24 protein-coding genes and 4 tRNA genes are annotated in these 20,547 nt (G+C 63.0%); 18 read left to right on the forward strand and 10 right to left on the reverse strand.

Going from position 1 to position 20,547, the window contains the following annotated elements; translation table 11 throughout:
- Window positions 1–12: 12 nt before the first annotated feature.
- Window positions 13–1,158 (forward strand): alpha-hydroxy acid oxidase, encoded by a 1,146-nt coding sequence (locus AC5STB_RS00310; protein ID WP_495440986.1) that lies wholly within the window; start codon window positions 13–15, stop codon window positions 1,156–1,158.
- A gap of 323 nt (window positions 1,159–1,481) precedes the next feature.
- Window positions 1,482–4,925 (forward strand): pyruvate carboxylase, encoded by a 3,444-nt coding sequence (locus tag AC5STB_RS00315; RefSeq protein ID WP_495440987.1) that lies wholly within the window; start codon window positions 1,482–1,484, stop codon window positions 4,923–4,925.
- A 121-nt stretch (window positions 4,926–5,046) separates the two neighbouring features.
- Here the strand turns inward: AC5STB_RS00315 and AC5STB_RS00320 are convergent, their stop codons facing one another.
- Entirely contained in the window at window positions 5,047–5,232 is a 186-nt protein-coding gene (locus AC5STB_RS00320) for a hypothetical protein (protein WP_495440988.1), read from the reverse strand.
- Between the two features lie 157 nt (window positions 5,233–5,389).
- On the opposite strand from AC5STB_RS00320, the gene AC5STB_RS00325 reads away from it, so the two are divergent.
- The 7 genes from AC5STB_RS00325 (at window position 5,390) to AC5STB_RS00355 (ending at window position 9,822) form a co-directional block, all read left to right on the forward strand.
- A tRNA-Gly gene (locus AC5STB_RS00325) sits at window positions 5,390–5,464 on the forward strand.
- A 144-nt stretch (window positions 5,465–5,608) separates the two neighbouring features.
- Window positions 5,609–6,568 carry a DNA cytosine methyltransferase gene (locus AC5STB_RS00330; RefSeq protein ID WP_495440989.1) on the forward strand — a complete coding sequence of 320 codons (960 nt, stop codon included), beginning with the start codon at window positions 5,609–5,611 and terminating at the stop codon, window positions 6,566–6,568.
- A 63-nt stretch (window positions 6,569–6,631) separates the two neighbouring features.
- On the forward strand, window positions 6,632–7,534 hold the full coding sequence (locus AC5STB_RS00335; protein WP_495440990.1) for a NaeI family type II restriction endonuclease: 903 nt from the start codon (window positions 6,632–6,634) through the stop codon (window positions 7,532–7,534).
- Window positions 7,519–7,932 carry a very short patch repair endonuclease gene (locus AC5STB_RS00340; protein WP_495440991.1) on the forward strand — a complete coding sequence of 138 codons (414 nt, stop codon included), beginning with the start codon at window positions 7,519–7,521 and terminating at the stop codon, window positions 7,930–7,932. The genes AC5STB_RS00335 and AC5STB_RS00340 overlap by 16 nt, the downstream gene beginning before the upstream one ends.
- Window positions 7,933–8,022: 90 nt before the next feature.
- A tRNA-Gly gene (locus AC5STB_RS00345) sits at window positions 8,023–8,097 on the forward strand.
- Window positions 8,098–8,241: 144 nt separating this feature from the next.
- Window positions 8,242–8,316 (forward strand) — tRNA-Gly (locus tag AC5STB_RS00350).
- Window positions 8,317–8,469: 153 nt separating this feature from the next.
- Complete coding sequence (locus AC5STB_RS00355; RefSeq protein WP_495440992.1) at window positions 8,470–9,822, forward strand: aminotransferase; 1,353 nt, start codon at window positions 8,470–8,472, stop codon at window positions 9,820–9,822.
- Window positions 9,823–9,897: 75 nt separating this feature from the next.
- On the opposite strand, the gene AC5STB_RS00360 is transcribed toward AC5STB_RS00355, so the two are convergent.
- A complete protein-coding gene (locus tag AC5STB_RS00360) occupies window positions 9,898–10,137 on the reverse strand; it encodes an Lrp/AsnC family transcriptional regulator (protein ID WP_495440993.1) in 240 nt (79 codons plus the stop codon).
- 203 nt (window positions 10,138–10,340) lie between these two features.
- Between AC5STB_RS00360 and hisB the strand changes: the two genes are divergently transcribed.
- Both hisB and hisH read left to right on the forward strand, forming a co-directional pair.
- Window positions 10,341–10,928 carry an imidazoleglycerol-phosphate dehydratase HisB gene (gene hisB / locus AC5STB_RS00365; RefSeq protein WP_027236985.1) on the forward strand — a complete coding sequence of 196 codons (588 nt, stop codon included), beginning with the start codon at window positions 10,341–10,343 and terminating at the stop codon, window positions 10,926–10,928.
- A 1-nt stretch (window position 10,929) separates the two neighbouring features.
- Window positions 10,930–11,568 carry an imidazole glycerol phosphate synthase subunit HisH gene (hisH, locus tag AC5STB_RS00370; RefSeq protein ID WP_495440994.1) on the forward strand — a complete coding sequence of 213 codons (639 nt, stop codon included), beginning with the start codon at window positions 10,930–10,932 and terminating at the stop codon, window positions 11,566–11,568.
- 67 nt (window positions 11,569–11,635) lie between these two features.
- Here the strand turns inward: hisH and AC5STB_RS00375 are convergent, their stop codons facing one another.
- A complete protein-coding gene (locus AC5STB_RS00375; protein WP_495440995.1) occupies window positions 11,636–12,367 on the reverse strand; it encodes a helix-turn-helix transcriptional regulator in 732 nt (243 codons plus the stop codon).
- 116 nt (window positions 12,368–12,483) lie between these two features.
- Between AC5STB_RS00375 and AC5STB_RS00380 the strand changes: the two genes are divergently transcribed.
- Together AC5STB_RS00380 and AC5STB_RS00385 are read left to right on the forward strand one after the other, a co-directional pair.
- The gene (locus AC5STB_RS00380) at window positions 12,484–13,020 is read left to right on the forward strand and encodes a peroxiredoxin-like family protein (protein ID WP_495440996.1); all 537 of its coding nucleotides are present in this window, start codon (window positions 12,484–12,486) and stop codon (window positions 13,018–13,020) included.
- Between the two features lie 108 nt (window positions 13,021–13,128).
- Window positions 13,129–13,380: a WGR domain-containing protein gene (locus AC5STB_RS00385; protein WP_495440997.1), complete on the forward strand. Its 252-nt coding sequence runs from the start codon at window positions 13,129–13,131 to the stop codon at window positions 13,378–13,380.
- A gap of 22 nt (window positions 13,381–13,402) precedes the next feature.
- Here AC5STB_RS00385 and AC5STB_RS00390 read toward each other — a convergent pair whose 3' ends face one another.
- Window positions 13,403–13,789 (reverse strand): DUF2147 domain-containing protein, encoded by a 387-nt coding sequence (locus AC5STB_RS00390; RefSeq protein ID WP_495440998.1) that lies wholly within the window; start codon window positions 13,787–13,789, stop codon window positions 13,403–13,405.
- Window positions 13,790–13,924: 135 nt separating this feature from the next.
- Here AC5STB_RS00390 and hisA point away from each other — a divergent pair, with 135 nt between their 5' ends.
- Window positions 13,925–14,647 (forward strand): 1-(5-phosphoribosyl)-5-[(5-phosphoribosylamino)methylideneamino]imidazole-4-carboxamide isomerase, encoded by a 723-nt coding sequence (gene hisA, locus AC5STB_RS00395; protein ID WP_495440999.1) that lies wholly within the window; start codon window positions 13,925–13,927, stop codon window positions 14,645–14,647.
- 26 nt (window positions 14,648–14,673) lie between these two features.
- Window positions 14,674–14,961: a hypothetical protein gene (locus tag AC5STB_RS00400; RefSeq protein ID WP_495441000.1), complete on the forward strand. Its 288-nt coding sequence runs from the start codon at window positions 14,674–14,676 to the stop codon at window positions 14,959–14,961.
- Between the two features lie 2 nt (window positions 14,962–14,963).
- Here AC5STB_RS00400 and AC5STB_RS00405 read toward each other — a convergent pair whose 3' ends face one another.
- Entirely contained in the window at window positions 14,964–15,410 is a 447-nt protein-coding gene (locus AC5STB_RS00405) for a DUF302 domain-containing protein (RefSeq protein ID WP_495441001.1), read from the reverse strand.
- A 212-nt stretch (window positions 15,411–15,622) separates the two neighbouring features.
- Here AC5STB_RS00405 and hisF point away from each other — a divergent pair, with 212 nt between their 5' ends.
- Window positions 15,623–16,384 carry an imidazole glycerol phosphate synthase subunit HisF gene (gene hisF / locus AC5STB_RS00410; RefSeq protein WP_495441002.1) on the forward strand — a complete coding sequence of 254 codons (762 nt, stop codon included), beginning with the start codon at window positions 15,623–15,625 and terminating at the stop codon, window positions 16,382–16,384.
- 11 nt (window positions 16,385–16,395) lie between these two features.
- A complete protein-coding gene (locus AC5STB_RS00415; protein WP_495441003.1) occupies window positions 16,396–16,713 on the forward strand; it encodes a phosphoribosyl-ATP diphosphatase in 318 nt (105 codons plus the stop codon).
- Between the two features lie 241 nt (window positions 16,714–16,954).
- Here AC5STB_RS00415 and AC5STB_RS00420 read toward each other — a convergent pair whose 3' ends face one another.
- The 3 genes from AC5STB_RS00420 to rlmB all read right to left on the reverse strand — a co-directional run bounded on the left by AC5STB_RS00420 (window position 16,955) and on the right by rlmB (window position 18,966).
- Window positions 16,955–17,425, reverse strand: coding sequence for a CoA-binding protein (locus AC5STB_RS00420; RefSeq protein ID WP_495441004.1), 471 nt, complete (start codon window positions 17,423–17,425; stop codon window positions 16,955–16,957).
- Window positions 17,426–17,629: 204 nt separating this feature from the next.
- Entirely contained in the window at window positions 17,630–18,079 is a 450-nt protein-coding gene (locus tag AC5STB_RS00425; protein ID WP_495441005.1) for a YHS domain-containing (seleno)protein, read from the reverse strand.
- Window positions 18,080–18,189: 110 nt separating this feature from the next.
- Entirely contained in the window at window positions 18,190–18,966 is a 777-nt protein-coding gene (rlmB, locus tag AC5STB_RS00430) for a 23S rRNA (guanosine(2251)-2'-O)-methyltransferase RlmB (RefSeq protein ID WP_495441006.1), read from the reverse strand.
- Between the two features lie 120 nt (window positions 18,967–19,086).
- On the opposite strand from rlmB, the gene AC5STB_RS00435 reads away from it, so the two are divergent.
- Window positions 19,087–19,170 (forward strand) — tRNA-Tyr (locus AC5STB_RS00435).
- A 133-nt stretch (window positions 19,171–19,303) separates the two neighbouring features.
- On the opposite strand, the gene AC5STB_RS00440 is transcribed toward AC5STB_RS00435, so the two are convergent.
- Window positions 19,304–19,822, reverse strand: a complete 519-nt coding sequence (locus AC5STB_RS00440; RefSeq protein WP_495444546.1) for a DUF2478 domain-containing protein — start codon at window positions 19,820–19,822, stop codon at window positions 19,304–19,306.
- A gap of 62 nt (window positions 19,823–19,884) precedes the next feature.
- Window positions 19,885–20,547, reverse strand: a complete 663-nt coding sequence (locus AC5STB_RS00445) for an NnrU family protein (protein ID WP_495441007.1) — start codon at window positions 20,545–20,547, stop codon at window positions 19,885–19,887.

The following is a 20,547-nucleotide window of genomic DNA, read 5'->3' on the forward strand; positions in this document are numbered from 1 at the left end:
ACCAATAGCTGCATGGATTTGCATCAGAGATACCCGGACCTTAGCGATCTGAGGGACCGCGCCAGGCAGCGGCTGCCGAAGTTTGTCTGGGAGTATCTGGACAGCGGCACCGGAGTTGAGGCCGCCAAGGCGCAGAACCGCGCCGGGCTGGACCGGATCGGCATGCTGCCTTCGGTGCTGCACGGGCCGCTGGAGACGGATTTGTCCGTCAGCGTGCTTGCGGCGGACCATCCCTACCCTTTCGGCATTGCCCCTGTCGGCATGTCCGGGCTGATCTGGCCTGATGCCGAGGGCATCCTGGCCCGCAGCGCGGCCGCAGCAGGCATTCCCTATTGCCTGTCCACCGTCGCCAGCCGGATGCCAGAGGATCTGGCGCCGCACCTGGGCGCGGATGCCTGGTTTCAGCTGTACCCGCCCAAGGATGAGGGCATCCGCAGCGACCTGCTGGCGCGGGCACGGGATGCGGGATTCCGCACCCTGGTGCTGACGGTGGATGTGCCGGTTGCCTCGCGCCGCGAACGGCAGACGCGCTCCGGCCTGACACAGCCGCCGCGGCTGACCCCGCGGCTGCTGGCGCAGATCGCGCTGCGGCCCGCCTGGGCGCTGGGAATGGCCCGGACCGGCATGCCGCATATGCGGACGCTGGACAAATACATCAGCGGCGAACAGGCCAACCTGCCGCCGACGGCGCATGTCGGCTATCTGCTGCGGACCTCGCCGGACTGGGCCTATGTCGATTGGCTGCGGCGCAATTGGGACGGCCCGTTTATCATCAAGGGCGTGCAGCGGGCCGCGGATGCGCAGCGGCTGCAGGAAGCGGGCGCAGATGCCATCTGGCTGTCCAACCACGGCGGCCGCCAGTTCGACGGCTGCCCGCCGGCCATCAGCCTGCTGCCGGAGGTGCGCGAAGCCGTCACCGTGCCAGTGATCTTTGACAGCGGCATCGAAGGCGGGCTGGACATCCTGCGGGCGCTGGCGCTGGGGGCGGATTTCATCATGCTGGGCCGCGCCTTTCACTATGCGCTGGCGGCATTGGGCACAGCCGGGCCGGAACATCTGATCAGCATTCTGGCCAAGGATCTGGAAGCAAATATGGGCCAGCTGGGGCTGTCCAGCCTGAAGGAGGCGCGCGGTCTCCAGCTGCGGAATTTGGCCTGACCGCACAGCCGGCCTGCGCATTTCGTGCAAAATCGCGGGAATTGCGCCAAAATGACGCATCCGCAACGCCACCTCTCCGCTGCGGCGCAGCAAAAATAGTTACAAAATCATGCCGCAGATGCGAAATTCCAGCGGAATCTGCAAATGTTAGCAGACCATGGAACTGTGCATCTCAGACGCATGATCAGGCGAAAGGCGGATCAGGAATGAAAAAACAGGCCGCTTGAGAGCGCAATCATGCCGGAAATACCCAGAACTACTGTTGTGCGGTTCGATAGTATCCGCCTAACACTGCACCAACTTGCACGGACCCCGAGGGTGAAATGACCGACTTCAAAAAAATCCTGATTGCCAACCGTGGCGAGATCGCGATCCGCGTGATGCGCGCAGCCAACGAAATGGGCAAACGCACCGTCGCCGTCTATGCCGAGGAGGACAAGCTCGGCCTGCACCGGTTCAAGGCGGACGAGGCCTACCGGATCGGCGAGGGCATGGGGCCGGTTGCGGCGTATCTGTCGATTGACGAGATCATCCGGGTGGCCAAGGAATGCGGCGCCGATGCGATCCACCCCGGCTATGGTCTCTTGTCAGAGAACCCGGACTTCGTGGACGCCTGCGCCCGCAATGGCATCACCTTCATCGGCCCCAAGGCCGAAACCATGCGCGCGCTGGGTGACAAGGCCTCTGCCCGCAAGGTGGCGATCGCGGCCGGCGTGCCGGTCATTCCGGCAACCGAAGTGCTGGGCGACGACATGGACGCGATCCGCAAGGAAGCGGCCGAGATCGGCTACCCCTTGATGCTGAAAGCCTCCTGGGGCGGCGGCGGCCGCGGCATGCGTCCGATCCATGCCGAGAAGGAGCTGGAAGAGAAGGTTCTGGAAGGCCGCCGCGAAGCGGAAGCGGCGTTCGGCAACGGCGAGGGCTATCTGGAGAAGATGATCACCCGCGCCCGCCACGTCGAGGTGCAGATCCTGGGCGACAAGCACGGCGAGATCTATCACCTGTATGAGCGGGACTGCTCAGTTCAGCGGCGCAACCAGAAAGTGGTCGAACGCGCGCCCGCCCCGTACCTGTCCGAAGAACAGCGCGCCGAGCTGTGCGACCTGGGCCGCAAGATCTGCCAGCATGTGAACTATGAATGCGCGGGCACCGTCGAATTCCTGATGGATATGAACGACGGCAAGTTCTACTTCATTGAGGTCAACCCGCGGGTGCAGGTGGAGCATACCGTGACCGAAGAGGTCACCGGCATCGACATCGTGCAGGCACAGATTCTGATTGCGGAAGGCAAGACCATTGCCGAGGCCACCGGCAAGGCGTCGCAGGACGACATCCGCCTGAACGGCCACGCGCTGCAGACGCGTGTCACCACCGAGGATCCGCTCAACAACTTCATCCCGGACTACGGCCGTATCACCGCCTATCGTTCCGCCACCGGCATGGGCATCCGCCTGGACGGCGGCACCGCATATGCGGGCGGCGTGATCACCCGTTATTACGACTCGCTCCTGACCAAGGTGACTGCCTGGGCGCCGACCCCGGAAAAGGCGATTGCCCGTATGGACCGCGCGCTGCGCGAATTCCGGGTCCGCGGTGTCAGCACCAATATCGCCTTTGTCGAAAACCTGCTGAAGCATCCGATCTTCCTGTCGAATGAATACACCACCAAGTTCATCGATGAGACACCAGACCTGTTCCAGTTCAAGAAGCGCCGCGACCGCGGCACCAAGGTGCTGACCTATATCGCGGACATCACCGTGAACGGCCACCCGGAGACCGAAGGCCGCGCAGCGCCCGCTGCCGACCTGAAGGAACCGCGCGCGCCGCACGCGGAGGTGGGCGACCTGCCCTATGGCACCCGCAACCTGCTGGAGGAAAAGGGCGCCCAGGCGGTGGCCGACTGGATGAAGGCGCAACCGCAGCTGCTGCTGACCGACACCACCATGCGCGACGGCCACCAGTCGCTGCTGGCGACCCGGATGCGTTCGATCGACATGATCAAGGCGGCACCGGCTTATGCCCAGAACCTGAGCCAGCTGTTCTCGGTTGAATGCTGGGGCGGTGCGACCTTTGATGTGGCCTACCGCTTCCTGCAGGAATGCCCCTGGCAGCGCCTGCGCGACCTGCGCGAGCGGATGCCGAACCTGATGACCCAGATGCTGCTGCGCGCCTCCAACGGCGTCGGCTACACCAACTACCCGGACAACGTGGTGCAGGAGTTCGTGCGCCAGGCGGCAGAGACCGGTGTCGACGTGTTCCGCGTCTTCGACTCGCTGAACTGGGTTGAGAACATGCGCGTTGCCATGGATGCGGTGGTCGAAAGCGGCAAGGTCTGCGAAGGCACCATCTGCTACACCGGCGATATCCTGGACCCGAACCGCGCCAAGTACGACCTCAAGTACTATGTCGGCATGGCGAAGGAGCTGGAAGCGGCCGGCGCCCATATCCTGGGCCTGAAGGACATGGCAGGCCTGCTGAAACCCGCCGCCGCCCGTCAGCTGGTGAAGGCGCTGAAGGAAGAAGTCGGCCTGCCGGTTCACTTCCACACCCACGACACCTCCGGCGTGGCGGGTGCGACCATCCTGGCGGCAGCAGATGCTGGCGTAGATGCTGTGGATGCGGCAATGGACGCCTTCTCCGGCGGCACCTCGCAGCCGTGCCTGGGCTCCATCGTCGAGGCCCTGCGCAACACCGACCGCGACACCGGCATCAACATTGCCAAGGTGCGCGAGATCTCTGCCTACTGGGAGCAGGTGCGGGCGCAGTATGCGGCATTCGAGAGCGGCCTCGCGGCCCCGGCCTCGGAAGTATATCTGCACGAGATGCCGGGCGGCCAGTTCACCAACCTGAAAGCGCAGGCGCGCAGCTTGGGTCTGGAAGAGAAATGGGCTGACGTGGCGCAGACCTATGCCGACGTGAACCAGATGTTCGGTGATATCGTGAAGGTGACCCCCTCTTCCAAGGTGGTTGGCGACATGGCGCTGATGATGGTCTCCCAAGGTCTGACCCGCGATGAAGTCGAGGATCCCAAGACCGACGTGGCCTTCCCCGACTCGGTGGTCGACATGATGCGCGGCAACCTGGGCCAGCCTCCGGGCGGCTTCCCGGAAGGAATCGTTTCCAAGGTGCTGAAGGGCGAAGCGCCGAACACCAAGCGCCCCGGCGCGCATCTGGAGCCGGTCGACCTGGAGGCGGTCCGCGCGGACCTGTCCCAGCAGCTGGAAGGCTTCAAGGTCGATGACGAGGATCTGAACGGCTATCTGATGTATCCCAAGGTGTTCCTGGACTACATGGGCCGCCACCGCCAGTACGGCCCGGTGCGCACCCTGCCGACCCGGACCTTCTTCTATGGAATGGAGCCGGGTGAGGAGATCACTGCCGAGATCGATCCGGGCAAGACCTTGGAAATCCGCCTGCAGGCGATTTCCGAGACCGACGAGAAAGGCGAAGTGAAGGTCTTCTTTGAGCTGAACGGCCAGCCCCGCGTAATCCGGGTGCCCAACCGTCTGGTCAAAGCCTCGACCGAAGCCCGCGCCAAGGCGGAAGCCGGCAACCCGAACCACGTCGGCGCACCGATGCCGGGTGTTGTCGCCTCTGTCGCGGTTCAGGTGGGCCAGCAAGTGCACGAGGGCGACATGCTGCTGACCATCGAAGCGATGAAGATGGAAACCGGCATCCACGCCGAGCGCGACGCTGTCGTGAAGGCCGTGCACGTCCAGGCCGGCGGCCAGATCGACGCCAAGGATCTGCTGGTCGAGCTGGAGTAAGCCGGACAGCCAAAAAATCAGGGAGGGCGCCCCGCCGATTGGCTGGGCGCCCTTTTCTTTTGGCTCGGGGAACCGGAATCCTGAGAGAATCTCCGCCAGTTTTCTGTCACCGAAGAACGGGTCAGGTGTTGAAGGCTGCGGCCGCCGGCAAAGCCACGGATTCGACATGCACAGGCTTAATCCGCTCAATCGGCCCGGCCCGGCTGTCAGCCTGCGGCGGCCGATTGTGCTGTGCGCTGTGCGCCAGCATTCCCAGGGCAATCGCTGCGCCCAGGCTGGTGATCCGCAGGTAATCCTTCCAATTCATCGCCTCGGCCTCCCCTGTTAAATCCGGTCGCTTGCAGGTGGAACGCAGATCCCCTGGTTTTCCGTCGCTTCTGGCACAAACTTTTTTCTTCTGCTGCTGATTTTCCTCTTGCAGGCAGCGGGCGGAAACCCTATTTCACCGCTCACCGGATGGCAGCGCGGGCGTAGCTCAGGGGTAGAGCATAACCTTGCCAAGGTTAGGGTCGGGCGTTCGAATCGCCTCGCCCGCTCCATCGGGAAAACGGACAGGCCGCCCTCGGGGCGGCCTTTCGCTTTTGCGGGTTTCCGCATAATCTGGCCGGGTGCAGAAAACCTTGTGCGGAATCGCTTTACCGCATAGGAACAGAGCAAGAACAGTAACGGGCGGGCAGAGCAGAATGCTGACATCGGTAGAACTATGCGCAGGTGCGGGCGGCCAGGCCCTCGGTCTCGAGGCGGCGGGCTTTGACCACACGGCGCTGGTTGAGATCGACAAGCACTGCTGCGCCACTCTGCGCCACAACCGGCCGCAGTGGAACGTGCTGGAAGAGGACGTGCGCAAGTTCAAGGACGTTGCGGGCGATTACAAGGGCATCGACCTGTTGGCCGGCGGTCTGCCCTGCCCGCCGTTTTCGGTGGCTGGCAAGCAGCTAGGAGAGAAGGACGAACGCAATCTGTTCGACGACGCGATTGAGATCGTCGACGCCACCCGCCCCCGCGCAGTGATGATCGAGAACGTGCGCGGCTTTCTGGATGCGGTGTTCCATGACTACCGCGAAAAGCTGAAGAAGCAGCTGTCGAAGCTGGGGTACGAAACCGACTGGCGGCTGCTGAATGCCTCGGACTTTGGCGTACCGCAGCTGCGGCCGCGGGTGGCGATTGTTGCGCTGCGCAAGGAATTCGCCGGGCAGTTCAACTGGCCCGAGCCGCTGCCGCACAACCCGCCGACCGTGGGTGCCACACTGATTGACCTGATGAAGGAACGCGGCTGGCGCGGGGCGGATGACTGGGCAGCCAAGGCGGATGAAATTGCGCCGACCATCGTCGGCGGTTCCAAGAAACATGGCGGCCCGGATCTGGGACCAACCCGCGCGCGGCGCGCCTGGGCAGCCCTGGGGGTTGAGGGGCGCACCATCGCCAATGAGGCGCCGGACCCGTTCCACAACGACATGCCGCGCCTCACAGTGCGGATGGTGGCGCGCATTCAGGGCTTCCCGGACGCTTGGCATTTCACCGGCGCCAAGACCAATGCTTACCGCCAGGTCGGCAACGCCTTCCCGCCGCCGGTGGCGGAGGCGGTGGCGCGGGAGTTGAAGGCCGCAATTGCCAAACCGGCGCTGCATGCCGTGCGGGCGTAAGCCAATCGTTTTGGAAACAAAGCTGAAGGCAGCGCCCGGCCTGTCGGCCAGGCGGTGTTTAGCATGAAACAGAAGCTTCCCGACAGCCTTGTCCAGCCCGGGCATCCGGATTTCGGCCGCCTCTTTCCGCTGGCGGAAGAAATCACCACCCGTGCGGGCGGGGCTTTGGCACTGGAATACGATGTGCCGCAGATGCTGCGCCAATGCATCGACGATGTGATCATGACGCCCAAGACCGGGCGGCGCGCCTATGAAGAGCTGGAGAAAACCGAAAAGACCTATATCGGCACCCGGGTTGAGATTGAGCTGCGGGCGCTGCTGAAGCTGCGCAAGGGGCGGCTGGATACCGAGATCCTGGGCCAGGATGTGGACATCAAGCACACCATGGGCGGCAACTGGATGATTCCGACCGAAGCGGTTGCTTGCGCCTGCCTGCTGGTCGCCGCGGATGAAGTGCGGGCGCGCTGCTATCTGGGACTGATCATCGCCCGGCCGGACTACCTGACAGCCGGACAGAACAAGGATGCCAAGCGCAGCATTTCAGCCGAGGGGTTCCGCCACATCCTGTGGCTGCTGAAGGATCAGCCCTACCCCGCAAATTTCTGGCGCACCGCGGATGAGGCGGCGGTGGAGCAGATCTTTGCGGGAGAGACCGGCAACGAGCGGATGGCGCGGCTGTTCCGGCTGATCCAGGGCTGCCCGGTCCCCCGCGACGTGGTGGAGGCGGTGGCGCAGCAGAAGGACTTCATGCGCCGCATCCGCGCCGACGGCGGCCATGGCACCCGCGATATTCTGGCGCGCGAGCAGATCGTGCTGCTGGAAGGCCAGAAGGATGCCCAGCTGATCAAAGCGCTGGGGCTGCCGCCCTGCCCGCCCAGCGCCTTCATTTCCTGCCGGATCGAAAGCGGCTATCATACGCGCATGGTGGAACAATCCAGGCACCATGTGGAATGGCCGACACCCTGACACCAGAGCGGCGCAGCGCCAATATGGCGAAGATCCGCGCCAAGCACACCAAGCCGGAAATGCTGGTGCGGCGGATGGTGCATGGCATGGGCTTCCGCTACCGGCTGCACCGCAAGGACCTGCCGGGCAAGCCCGACCTGGTGTTCGGGCCGCGCCGCAAGGTGATTTTCGTGCATGGCTGTTTCTGGCATCTGCATAACTGCCGCGACGGGCGCATCCCGGCCAGCCGCCGCGACTATTGGGAACCCAAGCTGCACCGCAATGCGGAGCGCGACGCCGAACATCTGGCCGCGCTTAAGGCCCTGGGCTGGCATGTGCTGACCGTCTGGGAATGCGAGACTAAGGACGTTGCAGCCCTGAAAGTCCGCCTCGCCAGCTTCCTCAAACCGGAAAAATAACGCTTAACCGCAGATACTTGCGCGGTTCTGAAAATTTCTGCTTGCGGCCCGTTTGGGAAAACCCTAAACACCGCTTCACCGAATGGCAGCGCGGGCGTAGCTCAGGGGTAGAGCATTACCTTGCCAAGGTAAGGGTCGGGCGTTCGAATCGCCTCGCCCGCTCCATTCGAAAGCCGAAAAGGCCGTCCCCCGGGGCGGCCTTTCGCTTTTTCGCCCCGCTGCACTGACTGGACTTTCTTCACCTTCCTGTCATTTTCCGCTTGCGGCCCGCGCATGGATTTCCTATTCACCGCCTCACCGGATGGCAGCGCGGGCGTAGCTCAGGGGTAGAGCATTACCTTGCCAAGGTAAGGGTCGTGAGTTCGAATCTCATCGCCCGCTCCATCGGGATAACGGATAGGCCGTCCTTCGGGGCGGCCTTTCGCTTTTTCGGACCCGGCTGCGAAATTTGATCAAATTCCTTTTGACGCGCGCTGCAAAACAGGCCAAAGCTACTGTCAAACAGCCGCTGCGGCAGCTCATTACAGGAGTTTGAACATGGCCTCTGTCATCTATCCCACCACCAATTTCACCGCGACCGAACAGCTGTGCCTGGACCGCGGCGAAGGCATCTATGTCTATGACACAGACGGCAACAAATACATCGAGGGGCTGGCAGGTCTGTGGTGCACCTCGCTGGGCTACAGCAACACCGAGGTGATGGATGCGATCACCGAGCAGCTGCATAAGCTGCCGTTCACCCACACCTTCGGCGGCAAGACCCACAAGCCCATCATGGAGCTGGCGGAGAAGCTGAAGGCCATGGTGCCGGTGGAGGACGCCTATGTCTTCTTTGGCAACTCCGGCTCGGATGCCAATGACACCCACTACAAGATGCTGCGCTACTACTTCAACGCCATCGGCAAACCGGAGAAGCGCAAGATCATCACCCGCGAACGCGGTTATCACGGGGTGACGGTGGCGGCGGGCTCGCTGACCTCCCTGCCCGCGAATCTGGCGCATTTCGACGCGCCGCTGGAGGCACTGTCGATCCTGCGTTCAGACGCGCCGCATTATTACACCGGCCGTCAGGGCAATGAGACCGAAGAGCAGTTCGTCGACCGGATCATCAATAATCTGGAAGAGCAGATTCTGGCGGAAGACCCCGACACCATCGCCGCGATGATTGTCGAGCCGATCACCGGCGCGTCGGGCGTGATCGTGCCGCCGGATGGCTATTACGAGAAGCTGCAGGCACTGTTGCGCAAGCATGGCATCCTGGTGTGGGCCGATGAGGTGATCTGCGGCTTCGGGCGCACCGGCGCCGATTTCGGCTGCACCACCATGGGCATCAAGCCGGACCTGATGACCTTTGCCAAGCAGCTGAGCTCGGCCTACTTCCCGATCTCCGCCTCCGTCATTCCGGGGTACATGTACGAGGCGATGATCGCGCAGACCAATGAGGTTGGCGTCTTCGGTCACGGCTATACCTATTCCGGCCACCCGGCGGCCTGTGCGGCGGCACTGAAGACGCTGGAAATCTACGAGCGGGACAATCTGTTTGAGCACGCCGCAGACGTGGGCGCCTACATGCAGGCGCAGCTGCGCGAGATTTTCTCCGATCACCCACTGGTGGGCGAGGTGCGCGGCAAGGGGCTGATTGCGGCGCTGGAGCTGGTGTCGAACAAAACCACCGGCGCCAGCTTTGACAAGGGCGCTGCGGGCGCAGCCGCGCAGAAGGCCTGCGAGGCAAACGGGCTGATCCTGCGGGCGGTGGCCGGCAATGCGCTGGCGCTGTGCCCGCCGATCATCATCTCCAAAGAAGAGGTCGATGACATGCTGGCGCGGATGAAAGCCGCGGTTGATACGGCTTATGCGGAACTGAAAGACAAGGGGCTGATCGCCGCCTGACCGCCCCGCAACGGTAACCAAAAACGCCCCGCACTGCGGGGCGTTTTGTTGTCTGCGGCCTGAGGCCCTTGCGCCTTAGAACACCTTGTAGGTCATCGTGGTCAGCGACCGCTCGATCCCCTCGATCTGCAGCAACTGGTCGTTGATGTATTTCCCGACATCCTCGCCGCTGGGGATGTAAAGCTTCATCAGGAGGTCGAAGTTGCCGCTGGTGGAGTAGAGCTCGGAGTGGATTTCGCGCAGCGCAATCTCCTCGGCCACCTTGTAGGTGGTGCCGGGTTTGCAGCGGATCTGGACAAAGACGCAAATGGACATGGGTGCCCCTTTTGAATGGTCAAGGATTTGCGCCCAAGCTCGCATGCACTGCTGCCGGGCGCAAGAGACAGGCAAGGGGCCGGGATTGCTGCAACAGTTTGCCCCGCTTGCACAATGCCGCACTTGAGCCGCGCCCCCTGCCCGCCTTATAAGCGCCCAGGCAGAATTAAAGTTCTGGCAGCATGACGAAGGATAAGCCGCTGATGCGTACCGCCAAAGTGACCCGCAAGACCGCGGAAACCGATATCTCGGTCGAGATCAACCTCGACGGCACCGGGGTTTATGACAACCAGACCGGGGTTGGTTTCTTTGACCACATGCTGGACCAGCTGGCGCGTCATTCGCTGATCGACATGACCATCCGCGCCAAGGGCGACTACCACATCGACGACCACCACACGGTGGAGGACACCGGCATCGCGCTGGGTCAGGCACTGGTGCAGGCACTGGGGGACAAGAAGGGCATCCGCCGTTACGGGGAGTGCCATCTGCCGATGGATGATGCCCAGGTGCGCTGCGCGCTGGACCTGTCGGCGCGCCCCTTCCTGATCTGGAATGTTGAGCTGCCGACCCAGAAGATCGGTGCCTTTGACACCGAGCTGGTGCGCGAGTTTTTCCAGGCCCTCAGCACCCATGGCGGCATCACCCTGCACATCGACCAGCTGCACGGTTTCAACAGCCACCACATCGCCGAGGCGGCGTTCAAGGCAGTGGCCCGCGCGCTGCGGCTGGCGGTGGAGACCGACCCGCGCAAGGCGGATGCGATCCCGTCCACCAAAGGCGCACTCTGATATGCTGACCGCGATCATCGATTACGAATCCGGCAATCTTCACTCCGCTGAAAAAGCGTTCCAGCGCATGGCGCGGGAAATGGATGCGGGCGAGGTCGTGGTGACCTCCCACGCCGACGTGGTGGCCCGGGCCGACCGTCTGGTGCTGCCCGGCGATGGCGCCTTTCCGGCCTGCGCGGCTGAACTGCGCGGGCACAAGGGCATCTATGACGCCATGGTCGAGGCCGTCGAGCAAAAAGGGCGCCCATTCCTTGGCATTTGCGTCGGCATGCAGCTGATGGCCACCACCGGACATGAATACGAAGAGACGCCGGGGCTGGGCTGGGTCGGCGGCGATGTGGTGAAGATCACCCCCGCGGATGCCTCCCTTAAGGTGCCGCATATGGGCTGGAACGATCTGGTGATAGATTACACGCATCCGGTATTTGACGGCATAGGGAACGGCGACCATGTGTATTTCGTGCACTCTTACCACTTCCGCGTTGCCAACCCGGCGGAGCGTCTGGCGCATGTGGACTATGCCGGCGACGTGACCGCGGTCATCGGCCGGGACACCATGGTGGGCATGCAGTTCCACCCGGAGAAAAGCCAAGCCACCGGGCTGCGGATGATCGGCAACTTCCTGACCTGGAAACCGTAAAGGGACGGCGCTGCCGCGCCGTTGCCTTCGGCTATGAGTATTTTGGGAAAGATGAAAGCTGCGGTGGTCAGGCGGCAGCGGAGCGCAGTGAGACCGGTGCCACGCCATAAGCTTTGCGGAACGCACGGGTGAAGCCCTCGGGGCTGGTGTAGGCATAGCGGCGGGCCACCGCCTCTACCCTGTCGCCGCGGGTCAGGTCCTGATGCGCCAGGATCAGCCGCCAGCGGCGCAGGTAGCCGATCGGGGTTTCGCCGACTTCTGCCGCAAACAATTCAGCGAAGCGCGACAGCGACAGGCCCGCCTCCTGCGCCAAGTCCGCATTGGTCCAGAGCCTGCCCGGATGGTCGTGCATCGCCACGATGGCGCGGCTGAGGCGCGGATCGGCGAGGCCCGCCAAGAGGCCCGGCTCGGTCGCGCCTTTCTGGATCTGGTTGCGCAACAGACGCACCATCAGCACTTCGCCCAGCCGGTTGATCACCGATTGCGCGCCGCAATGCCGGCCCTCCGCCTCGTCCCGCATCAGCCGCACCAGCCCTTGCGCCTCGGCATTGCCGGAAACGTCATACTCCACCACTGGCGGCAGGGCGGCCACGAACGGATTGCTGCGCCCCGACCACTCCACCCGTGCTGCCCACATAACCGCACCCGTAGCAGGATCTGCCAGCGGCGTGCGGGTGCAATAGAGGATCCGCACCGGCTCCCCTGCCGTATCTGCAAGCGCGATCAGATTGGCACGGCCCGGCGCTGCGGCCTGTACTGCGAGCTGGAAGCGGTCCATCAAAGTGGTGAGGCGGTCCATTCTTTCGGTGTTTCCATCAGGTTTTTCGGATTTATGAGACTATAAGCTGCGCGATACCTTAGAACAATACCACCACTCACGCGCCACCACTCACACCGCTTACAAGGACCCTGCCCATGCTGATTCCCCGCCAGAGAACCCCGGACCTGACCCTGCCGACGCTGGATAACGGGCAGTTTGACCTGTCCTCCGAAACTGCTGAGCGCGGCACCGTGATCTGCTTTTACCGCGGATTGCATTGCCCGATCTGCGCCACCTACCTGAAGGAGTTCGAGAAGAAGGTCGCGGCCTTTGCAGAGCGCGGTGTCAATTGCATCGCGGTCAGCTCCGACGGGGAGGAGCGAACCCACGCAATGGCGGATAAGATCGGGGCCAAGGAGCTGCGCTTTGGCTATGATCTGCCGCTGTCCGTGGCCAGGGAATGGGGGCTTTATATCTCCACCTCGCGCGGCAAAACCTCAATTGGAATTGAGGAGCCTGAGCTGTTTGCCGAACCCGGCCTGTTCCTGGTGACGCAGGAGCAGACGCTGTATTACGGATCGGTGCAGACCATGCCGTTTGTGCGTCCGCATTTTGCCGAACTGGTGGCGGCGCTGGATTTTGCGATCCCCAACAACTACCCGGCGCGCGGCGAATACACTGGTGAGGTGTAAGCGTCACAGCTGCCGCAGGGGCTGGTGCAATTCTCTGGATTGAACAATAGACAAGGGGTCCGCTTCGAGGCATATGGAGCGGACCTTTTTTGCGCCCCGGGTCCCCCCTTGCACATCCGTTTCGAAAAATACGACCACACCGAAGGCAAGCACCGGTATTGCCTGCTGAGCCTGACGCCGACCCTGTTCGGCGATTGGTGTGTTGAGCGTGTGTCCGGGCCGCTGAACGCGCCGGGCGGTGCGCAGAAACGGACGTATTTCGCCGCCCATGCGGAGGCGCTGTCGATTTTCGAAGGGTTCCGGGACCGGCAGCTGAAACGCGGCTATGCGCCGATCCCGGTGCAGCTGGGGTTGCTGTAAAAGCAGCCCCTCAAAAAAGCGCTTACTGGACGCGGGTCCAGGTTTGTTTGGAGCAGATCAGCCCGCCCGCCACGCAGCCGCGCAAAGCCAAGGAACTGCCCGCCAGATCCATCTTACCGATGTAGATCTTGTCATTGGACGGCCGCCAAACCTTGCCCTCGTAGGAACCGTCGCCGTTCGGCACCATGTCGATCACCAGCGTCTTGCCGATGTTCGGGGACTTGTATTCACCGCTGCTGTTGAAGGTGCGGGCGATCTTGCCGCAGACCGCAGCGCCGCATTTGGCCATTTGGATATGGGCATAGGAGCCGTCGTCTGCTTCCGTTTTCCAGACGCCCAGAACCGGGTCCGCCGCTGCGGCGCCCGCCAGACCGAAAGCCACAGCCATACCTGCCAGAAGATGCTTCATTCCATATTCTCCCTGTTTTGCAGGCAGCCTGTCCCTGATGGTCCGCTTCTGGCAAGGTTGACTTCGGGTCGCGTTGCAATTCAGGCCGCGCTTGTGCAAAACACCGCCAGCTTGATTTTACGAAGGACCGCCCGGATGATCCTCTACCCCGCGATTGACCTCAAAGACGGCCAGGCCGTGCGCCTGCTGCATGGCGAGATGGACAAGACCACCGTGTTCAATGACAACCCCGCCGCGCAGGCGCTGGAGTTTGTCCAGGCTGGTTGCGAGTGGCTGCATCTGGTGGACCTCAACGGCGCCTTTGCCGGCGAGCCGGTGAATGCGGCGCCGGTCGAAGAGATTCTGAAGCAGACGAAGGTGCCCGCGCAGCTGGGCGGCGGTATCCGCGACATGGCAACCATCGAGCGCTGGATCAGCAAGGGCCTGGCGCGGGTCATCCTGGGCACCGTGGCGGTGGAGAACCCGGATCTGGTGCGCGACGCGGCGCGGGAATTCCCTGGCAAGGTCGCTGTCGGCATTGACGCCCGCAATGGCAAGGTCGCAACCAAGGGCTGGGCCGAGGAGACCGATGTGATGGTAACCGACCTTGCCAAGTCGTTCGAAGACGCAGGCGTTGCCGCGATCATCTACACCGACATCCTGCGCGATGGCGCGATGAAGGGGCCGAACATCGAGGCCACCGCCGGTCTGGCCAATGCGGTCAGCATCCCGGTGATCGCGTCCGGCGGTGTGTCGTCGCTGGACGATCTGCGGGCGCTGAAGTCCTGCGGCGCGCCATTGAACGGTGCGATTTCGGGCCGGGCGCTGTATGATGGCGCTATTGACCTGAAAGAGGCGCTGGCGGTTCTGAAAGCCTGACGCCTCCCCGGCGAAGGGAAAACTGCATGCGTCTTGTCCGCCGCATCCTCGCCACGCTCACCATAGGGCCGATAGTCCTGTGGCTGCTGTGCATCGCAGCGGTAGTGCTGCTGGGGTTTGGCTTTGGCTGCGAAATCAACGAGGGGTTTGCCAATCCCTGTGTGGTGCTGGGCCACGACCTGGGAGAGACCGCCTATACCATGGGGGTCTTTGCCGCCTGGGGGCCGCTGATCTTTGGCCCGGTCTCCATGGGAGCCGGGCTGCTGTGGGGGCTGGCCATTGCCCTGTCGCGTTATCTGGCCTCGCGGCGCTGAAGCTACTCAGCCGCCTTTGCGGTCAGCTTACCCAGGGCGCCCTGCATCTTGGCGATGAATTCCGCATCAGCAGGGATGTCGAGGCCTGACAGCATTTCTGCCGGGTCCTGATAGGTCAGCCAGACCTGGCCGTCCGCATCCGCATAAGCCAGCACCTTGAGCGGCAGATGGAGCCCGGCCCGCATGTCCGCCTGCATCGCCGGGGTGCCGAGCTTGGGGTTGCCGAAGATCAAAAGCTGAGAGCCAGCCAGCTCCAGCCCCGCCGCCTGCGCGCCTGCGGCGTGGTCCACCCGGGCAAAGACAGTCGCGCCTGCGCCCTCTACTGCGGCTTGCAGTGCGTCCATGGTTTCCGCCACAGGCTTCTGACTTGGTAAGGTTACCAGCTCAGCGGCGGCGGGCAATGCAGAGGCAAGCGCGATGGCGCCTGCAAGGATAAGGGTTTTTTTCATAACATATTCTCCGGAAATCAGGGGCATCTGAGCATGATCAGGGCTGCGGCCGCGGCCGGGCAATTCACAATTGCGAGATCGCCCGTTTCCGGCGGTTCCGCGCGGATTACACCGGAGACGCGGACCAATAGGCGCATGGGCCACCATATCTGTTGCGCTTGCCTTTTGGTTTGCGTACGCACGGGGCCAAGCAGTTTGAAAGGCACGGCATCATGCTGAAGACCCGTATCATTCCCTGTCTCGACGTCGCTGACGGGCGCGTGGTCAAGGGCGTCAATTTTGTCGGTCTGCGCGATGCAGGCGATCCGGTAGAATGCGCCAAGGCCTATGATGCGGCCGGTGCAGATGAGATCTGCTTTCTGGATATTCACGCGACCCATGAAAACCGCGGCACCATGTTCGACATGGTCCAGCGCACCGCCGAGCAGTGCTTTGTGCCGTTGACCGTAGGCGGCGGGGTCCGCACCAAGGAGGATGTGCGCGCGCTGCTGCTGGCAGGCGCCGACAAGGTGTCGTTCAACTCGGCCGCCGTGGCCAATCCGGATGTGATCGCCGAAGCCGCGGACCAGTTCGGCAGCCAGTGCATCGTCTGCGCCATCGACGCCAAAACGGTGGAACCGGGCCGCTGGGAAATTTTCACCCACGGCGGCCGCAAACCCACCGGCATCGACGCGGTGGAATTTGCCAAGCTGGTGACAGCCAAGGGCGCCGGAGAGATCCTGCTGACCTCGATGGACCGGGACGGCACCAAATCGGGCTTCAACCTGCCTCTGACCAAGGCGATTTCCGATGCGGTGGACGTGCCGGTGATTGCCTCAGGCGGTGTTGGCAACCTGGATCACCTGGTGGAAGGCGTGACCAAGGGCGGCGCCAGCGCGGTGCTGGCGGCCTCGATCTTTCACTTCGGCGAATACACCATCCAGGAAGCCAAAGACCACATGGCCGCCGCCGGCATCCCGATGCGGCTGAATTGAAGGGGCATGCGATGAGCCTGCTGCACGATCTTGAAGCCACCATTCTGTCCCGCAAGGGGACTGATCCTGACACCAGCTGGACCGCCAAGCTGCTCGCCACAGGGCCGGAGAAATGCGCTGAGAAATTCGGCGAGGAGGCCATTGAGGCGATCATCGAAGCGGTGAAGGGCGACAAGGCGGGGCTCGCCTCCGAAGGGGCTGATGTGCTCTATCACTTCCTGGTGATGCTGGCCGCCCGCGATGTCGCGCTGGACGATGTGCTGCAGGTGCTGGCGGAACGCCAAGGCCTCAGCGGCATTGCCGAAAAGGCCGCCCGCCCCAAGGGCTGATCCGGGCTCTCCGTCGGCCCGTTTGCGGCGGGTCAAGGGAGGCGAAGCCTCCGCGCGGCACGCGCGGCTTGCCCTTGATGCGCCAAGAAAAACACAATCGGCTCGGCCATTGAAGGCAAATCTGCCCTTCAATGGCTTCTCGGCAATTTCCTAGCGCCGCGCAGCGGCGCCCGGCCCAACTGTGAAAGCCGTCCGGCAGGACTGCTAAAACGGGCGGGAGCCCCCAGCCCCTACCTGGACGTCAAAGTTTTGAGGAAATGATTCCGGTAGCAAAGCCGCCCATGCGCAGCTCGCCGAACAGGCGCTGGTACTCGATCTTGGGGCAGCGGTTCTGGATAACAGTCACCCCGCGCGCCTCGGCCTTGGCGGCCGCCTCGGCGTGTTCCACCCCGATTTGCATCCAAATGGTCTGCAGCATGGGAAACGCCTCCAGTGCTTCGTCCACGACTGGCGGCACCGCCTCGGAGCGGCGGAAGATGTCGACCATGTCCACCGGCAGATCAATTTCCGACAAGCTGGCCCGCACCGGCTCTCCGAACAGCGTCTTGCCGGCATGACCCGGGTTGACCGGAAGCACCCGGAACCCCTTGAGACCCAGGTACCGCGCTACATAGTAGCTGGGGCGCACCGGATTCATCGACACGCCCACCACCGCCACGGTTTTGGCCTTTTGCAGGACCGTCTTCAGATGCTCGTCGCTGTAATCTTTCATGCCCGCACCCTAGCTGCGGCGGCAGCCGCGGCAAAGCGGGTTTCTCTGGCGGAAAATAAAAAAGCGCCCGGAAAAACCGGGCGCCAGGTATGGAACGAGGGACAGTGAAAAAGATCTGCGGTGGTTCCACTCCGCAGTCTGTATTGAATATGGGTCACAGTCTGAGAAAAAAAAGAGGTGATCGCGAATTTGTGAGGTGACAAGCTATCTGCGCAGCACCGCCGGCCAATGGTTGTTACCGGCCGCAATCATCTGCACCTGATCTGCCTGCCACAGCTGGTGAACTCTATGGTTGTTCAGCAGAAACAGTTCTCCATCCACGATAGCCCAGATTTCCGGATCGCCGGAGTGGACCCGCCCCTGGGACATCGCATAGGCGCAATAACCGCCAAAGGCCGGGGCATAGGCGCGGGGATTCGCCTCAAACCGGGCCTGGTTGCCGGCGGAGGCAAAGCGCCAGACGACCCCTTTCCACATCACGGCATGACTGCGCCGCCCCGGTTCTGCCGTGCCCCGCTCAAAGAAGGCCACCGCATCGTAACCGCCGATCGCCACGCCGCCGCCGGAGGAGAACACTGCCATGTCCGCCCTGGCCGCATTGGCCAGGGAAAGAAAAATTGCCGCAACTGACATCAGGACCAGACGCAAGGCCAAGATGCTCTCCTTTTCAATCCGTAACAGGCTTCCAACTCTGCCGTACCGCTCTGTCCTTGCAAAGAGAGCATACGCAGATGTGATCGCCCCGTGACGGACCATACGGCGGGCTAGCGCGCTATTGAGGCGTAGAGCGCGATGGCAGCTGCGTTGGAGACATTAAGCGAACCAAAGCCGCCCGCGGCGTCGATCTTGACGAGTGCGTCCACGGTTTCTTTGGTCTTCTGCCGCAGGCCCGGCCCTTCGGCCCCCAGAACCAGGGCCACCGGCAGGTGCTGCTTTCCCTCCAAAGCGGATTCGATGGTCTGATCTGCTTCGCCATCCAAGCCAAGCACGATGAACCCCATGTTCTGCAGCTCGGCAATGGTATCGGCCAGGTTACGCATCCGCAGATAGGGCTGGCGCTCCAGCGCACCGCTGGCGGTTTTGGCCAGCGCGCCGGTTTCGGGTGCTGAGTGGTGGCGGGTGCCGATCACGGCGCTGGCGCCCAGCACCTCAGCTGAACGCAGGATGGCGCCGACATTGTGCGGGTCGGTGACCCGGTCCAAAAGCAGTACGCGGGGCGCTTCGCGTCCGATGCAGTTTTCGGCCAGCCCGCCCCAGTTCAAGGGCTTCACTTCCAGCGCCGCGCCCTGATGCACCGACTGCGGATCGATCGGCGGATTGAACTTGCGCGGGTCGATGACCTCAGCCTCGATGCCGGACTCTGCAACGGCATCCGCGAGCTTTGATTGCGCATTCATTGTCACCATCAGGCGCAGCTTCTCGCGCTTGGGATTGAGCAGCGCATCGCGCACCGCATGCAGCCCGAACAGCCAGACGGTTTCCGCTGAAGCAGCCTTCCTGGCTTGCTCTTTTTCGACGACCCACTTGGGTTTCTTGGACATTTTGCTCTCCGGCAGAAAGAATTTGCGGGGCGCGCAAAAAACTTGCGTTTTTCCGGTTGACGCCCCTTTGGCCTGCTTGTAATCACGCCTCCACATCAGGTGCAACACGCAACTGACAGTGGGCGACAGGCCGCAAGGTGTGGCAGGGGACTGTAACTCCCTCGCGGAGACGCACGCCTGGTTCGATTCCAGGGTCGCCCACCATCTTCTCTCTTTTTCAGACTAGACGATGGTGGTTCAGCAGCAAGCTGGACAGGCTGTCCACCCGTGCCACGCAGCAAAAAGCCCGCGTGAACTTCGCGGGCCTTCCGATTGACTTTAAAGGGTAATCTGCCAGTCAGACAGACTCGGCCACGGCCCGCTCCGCCCACTCAGCCAGCGCATCAAGATCCGGACCTGCCGCCACCGCCATGCCGTCGGCGAAGGTTTGGAACGGCTCCACGTTCATCTTGTTGACGCCAGAAATCACCGGGATGCCCAGCGCCAGAGCCTCGCCGATGATGGGCCGCATGCCGCGCCCGTCGGCCTCGTGCTTGCCAAACTTGTTGACGATCAGCAGCTGCGGTGGCGGGTCCGACTGCAGGGTGGCAGAGACCTGTCCCACTGCCTGTTCCAGTGCTTCAGGGTTCAGGCGGCAGCCGCGGGCGCCCGCGCCCAGGGATTGCGAAATGCGGATGGTTTCGCCGTCCGGCAGCACCCGCACATCCATGTCGCAAAGCTCCTTGTCGTAGCATTCCACATTGGTCTGCACGATGCCGGCCAGGCGGATACCCTTGGCCTGCAGCCGATCCGCCAGCTCGCTCAGCAAACGGTCGGTGGCACCGCGTTCTTCGGTCATCACATAGGCCAGGTGCATCAGTTGTTCTCTCCAGTCTCGTGTCATTTCATAGGTGGTCATGCAGGTGCCAGGGTCAAGCCCTACCAGGGCATCGGGTTGAAACCGATGACGGGGGCGTGCAACAGCAGAAGCGCCAGGAATACCGCCGCAGCCAACACGGTCTCGCTGCCCGAGGGCCGCAAGTGGGCGAGGTTCAGCCGCGCAGTGTTGCGGCTGAGGCGGTGCCATTCGCCCTGCCCCATCCGGCGCTGCTTGCGTCTGTCGATCAGCGCCATGCCCATCCAGGCAAAGCCCGCAAACAGGCCGAACAGGATCACATGCGCCAGATCGCCATTTGCAAGCAAGTGTGCCCCCGCCCAGAGCGCCATTGCCGCCAGCAGCGGATGGCGGCTGACAGCCAGAATGCCGGGGTCCGCCGGGTCGAAGGGTGCGATGCCCAGCCCGCCGAAGCTGAAAGGGTTTTGCCGCGTCATGCCAGCAACGGCCAGCAGACAGGCCAGCGGCATCACCAAGAGCGGCACCCAGCGGAAGCCCTCCCAATAGGGCAGTACGCCGACATACGGCGCCCGTGCGGCGGCTACGACCAGCCAGGCCAGGATCATCAGCGACAGCACACTGTAAGCGATGATGTAACCGCGCAGCCCCAGGCGGCTAACCAGCCAGGGCCGCACCGGCGGGCGCACGGGGATCGCGTGGCTGGCCAGAAACAACATAAGTGCGACGGTGAATTCTAGCCAACCCAT

Source organism: Leisingera sp. CC-HEC093 (assembly GCF_059429195.1).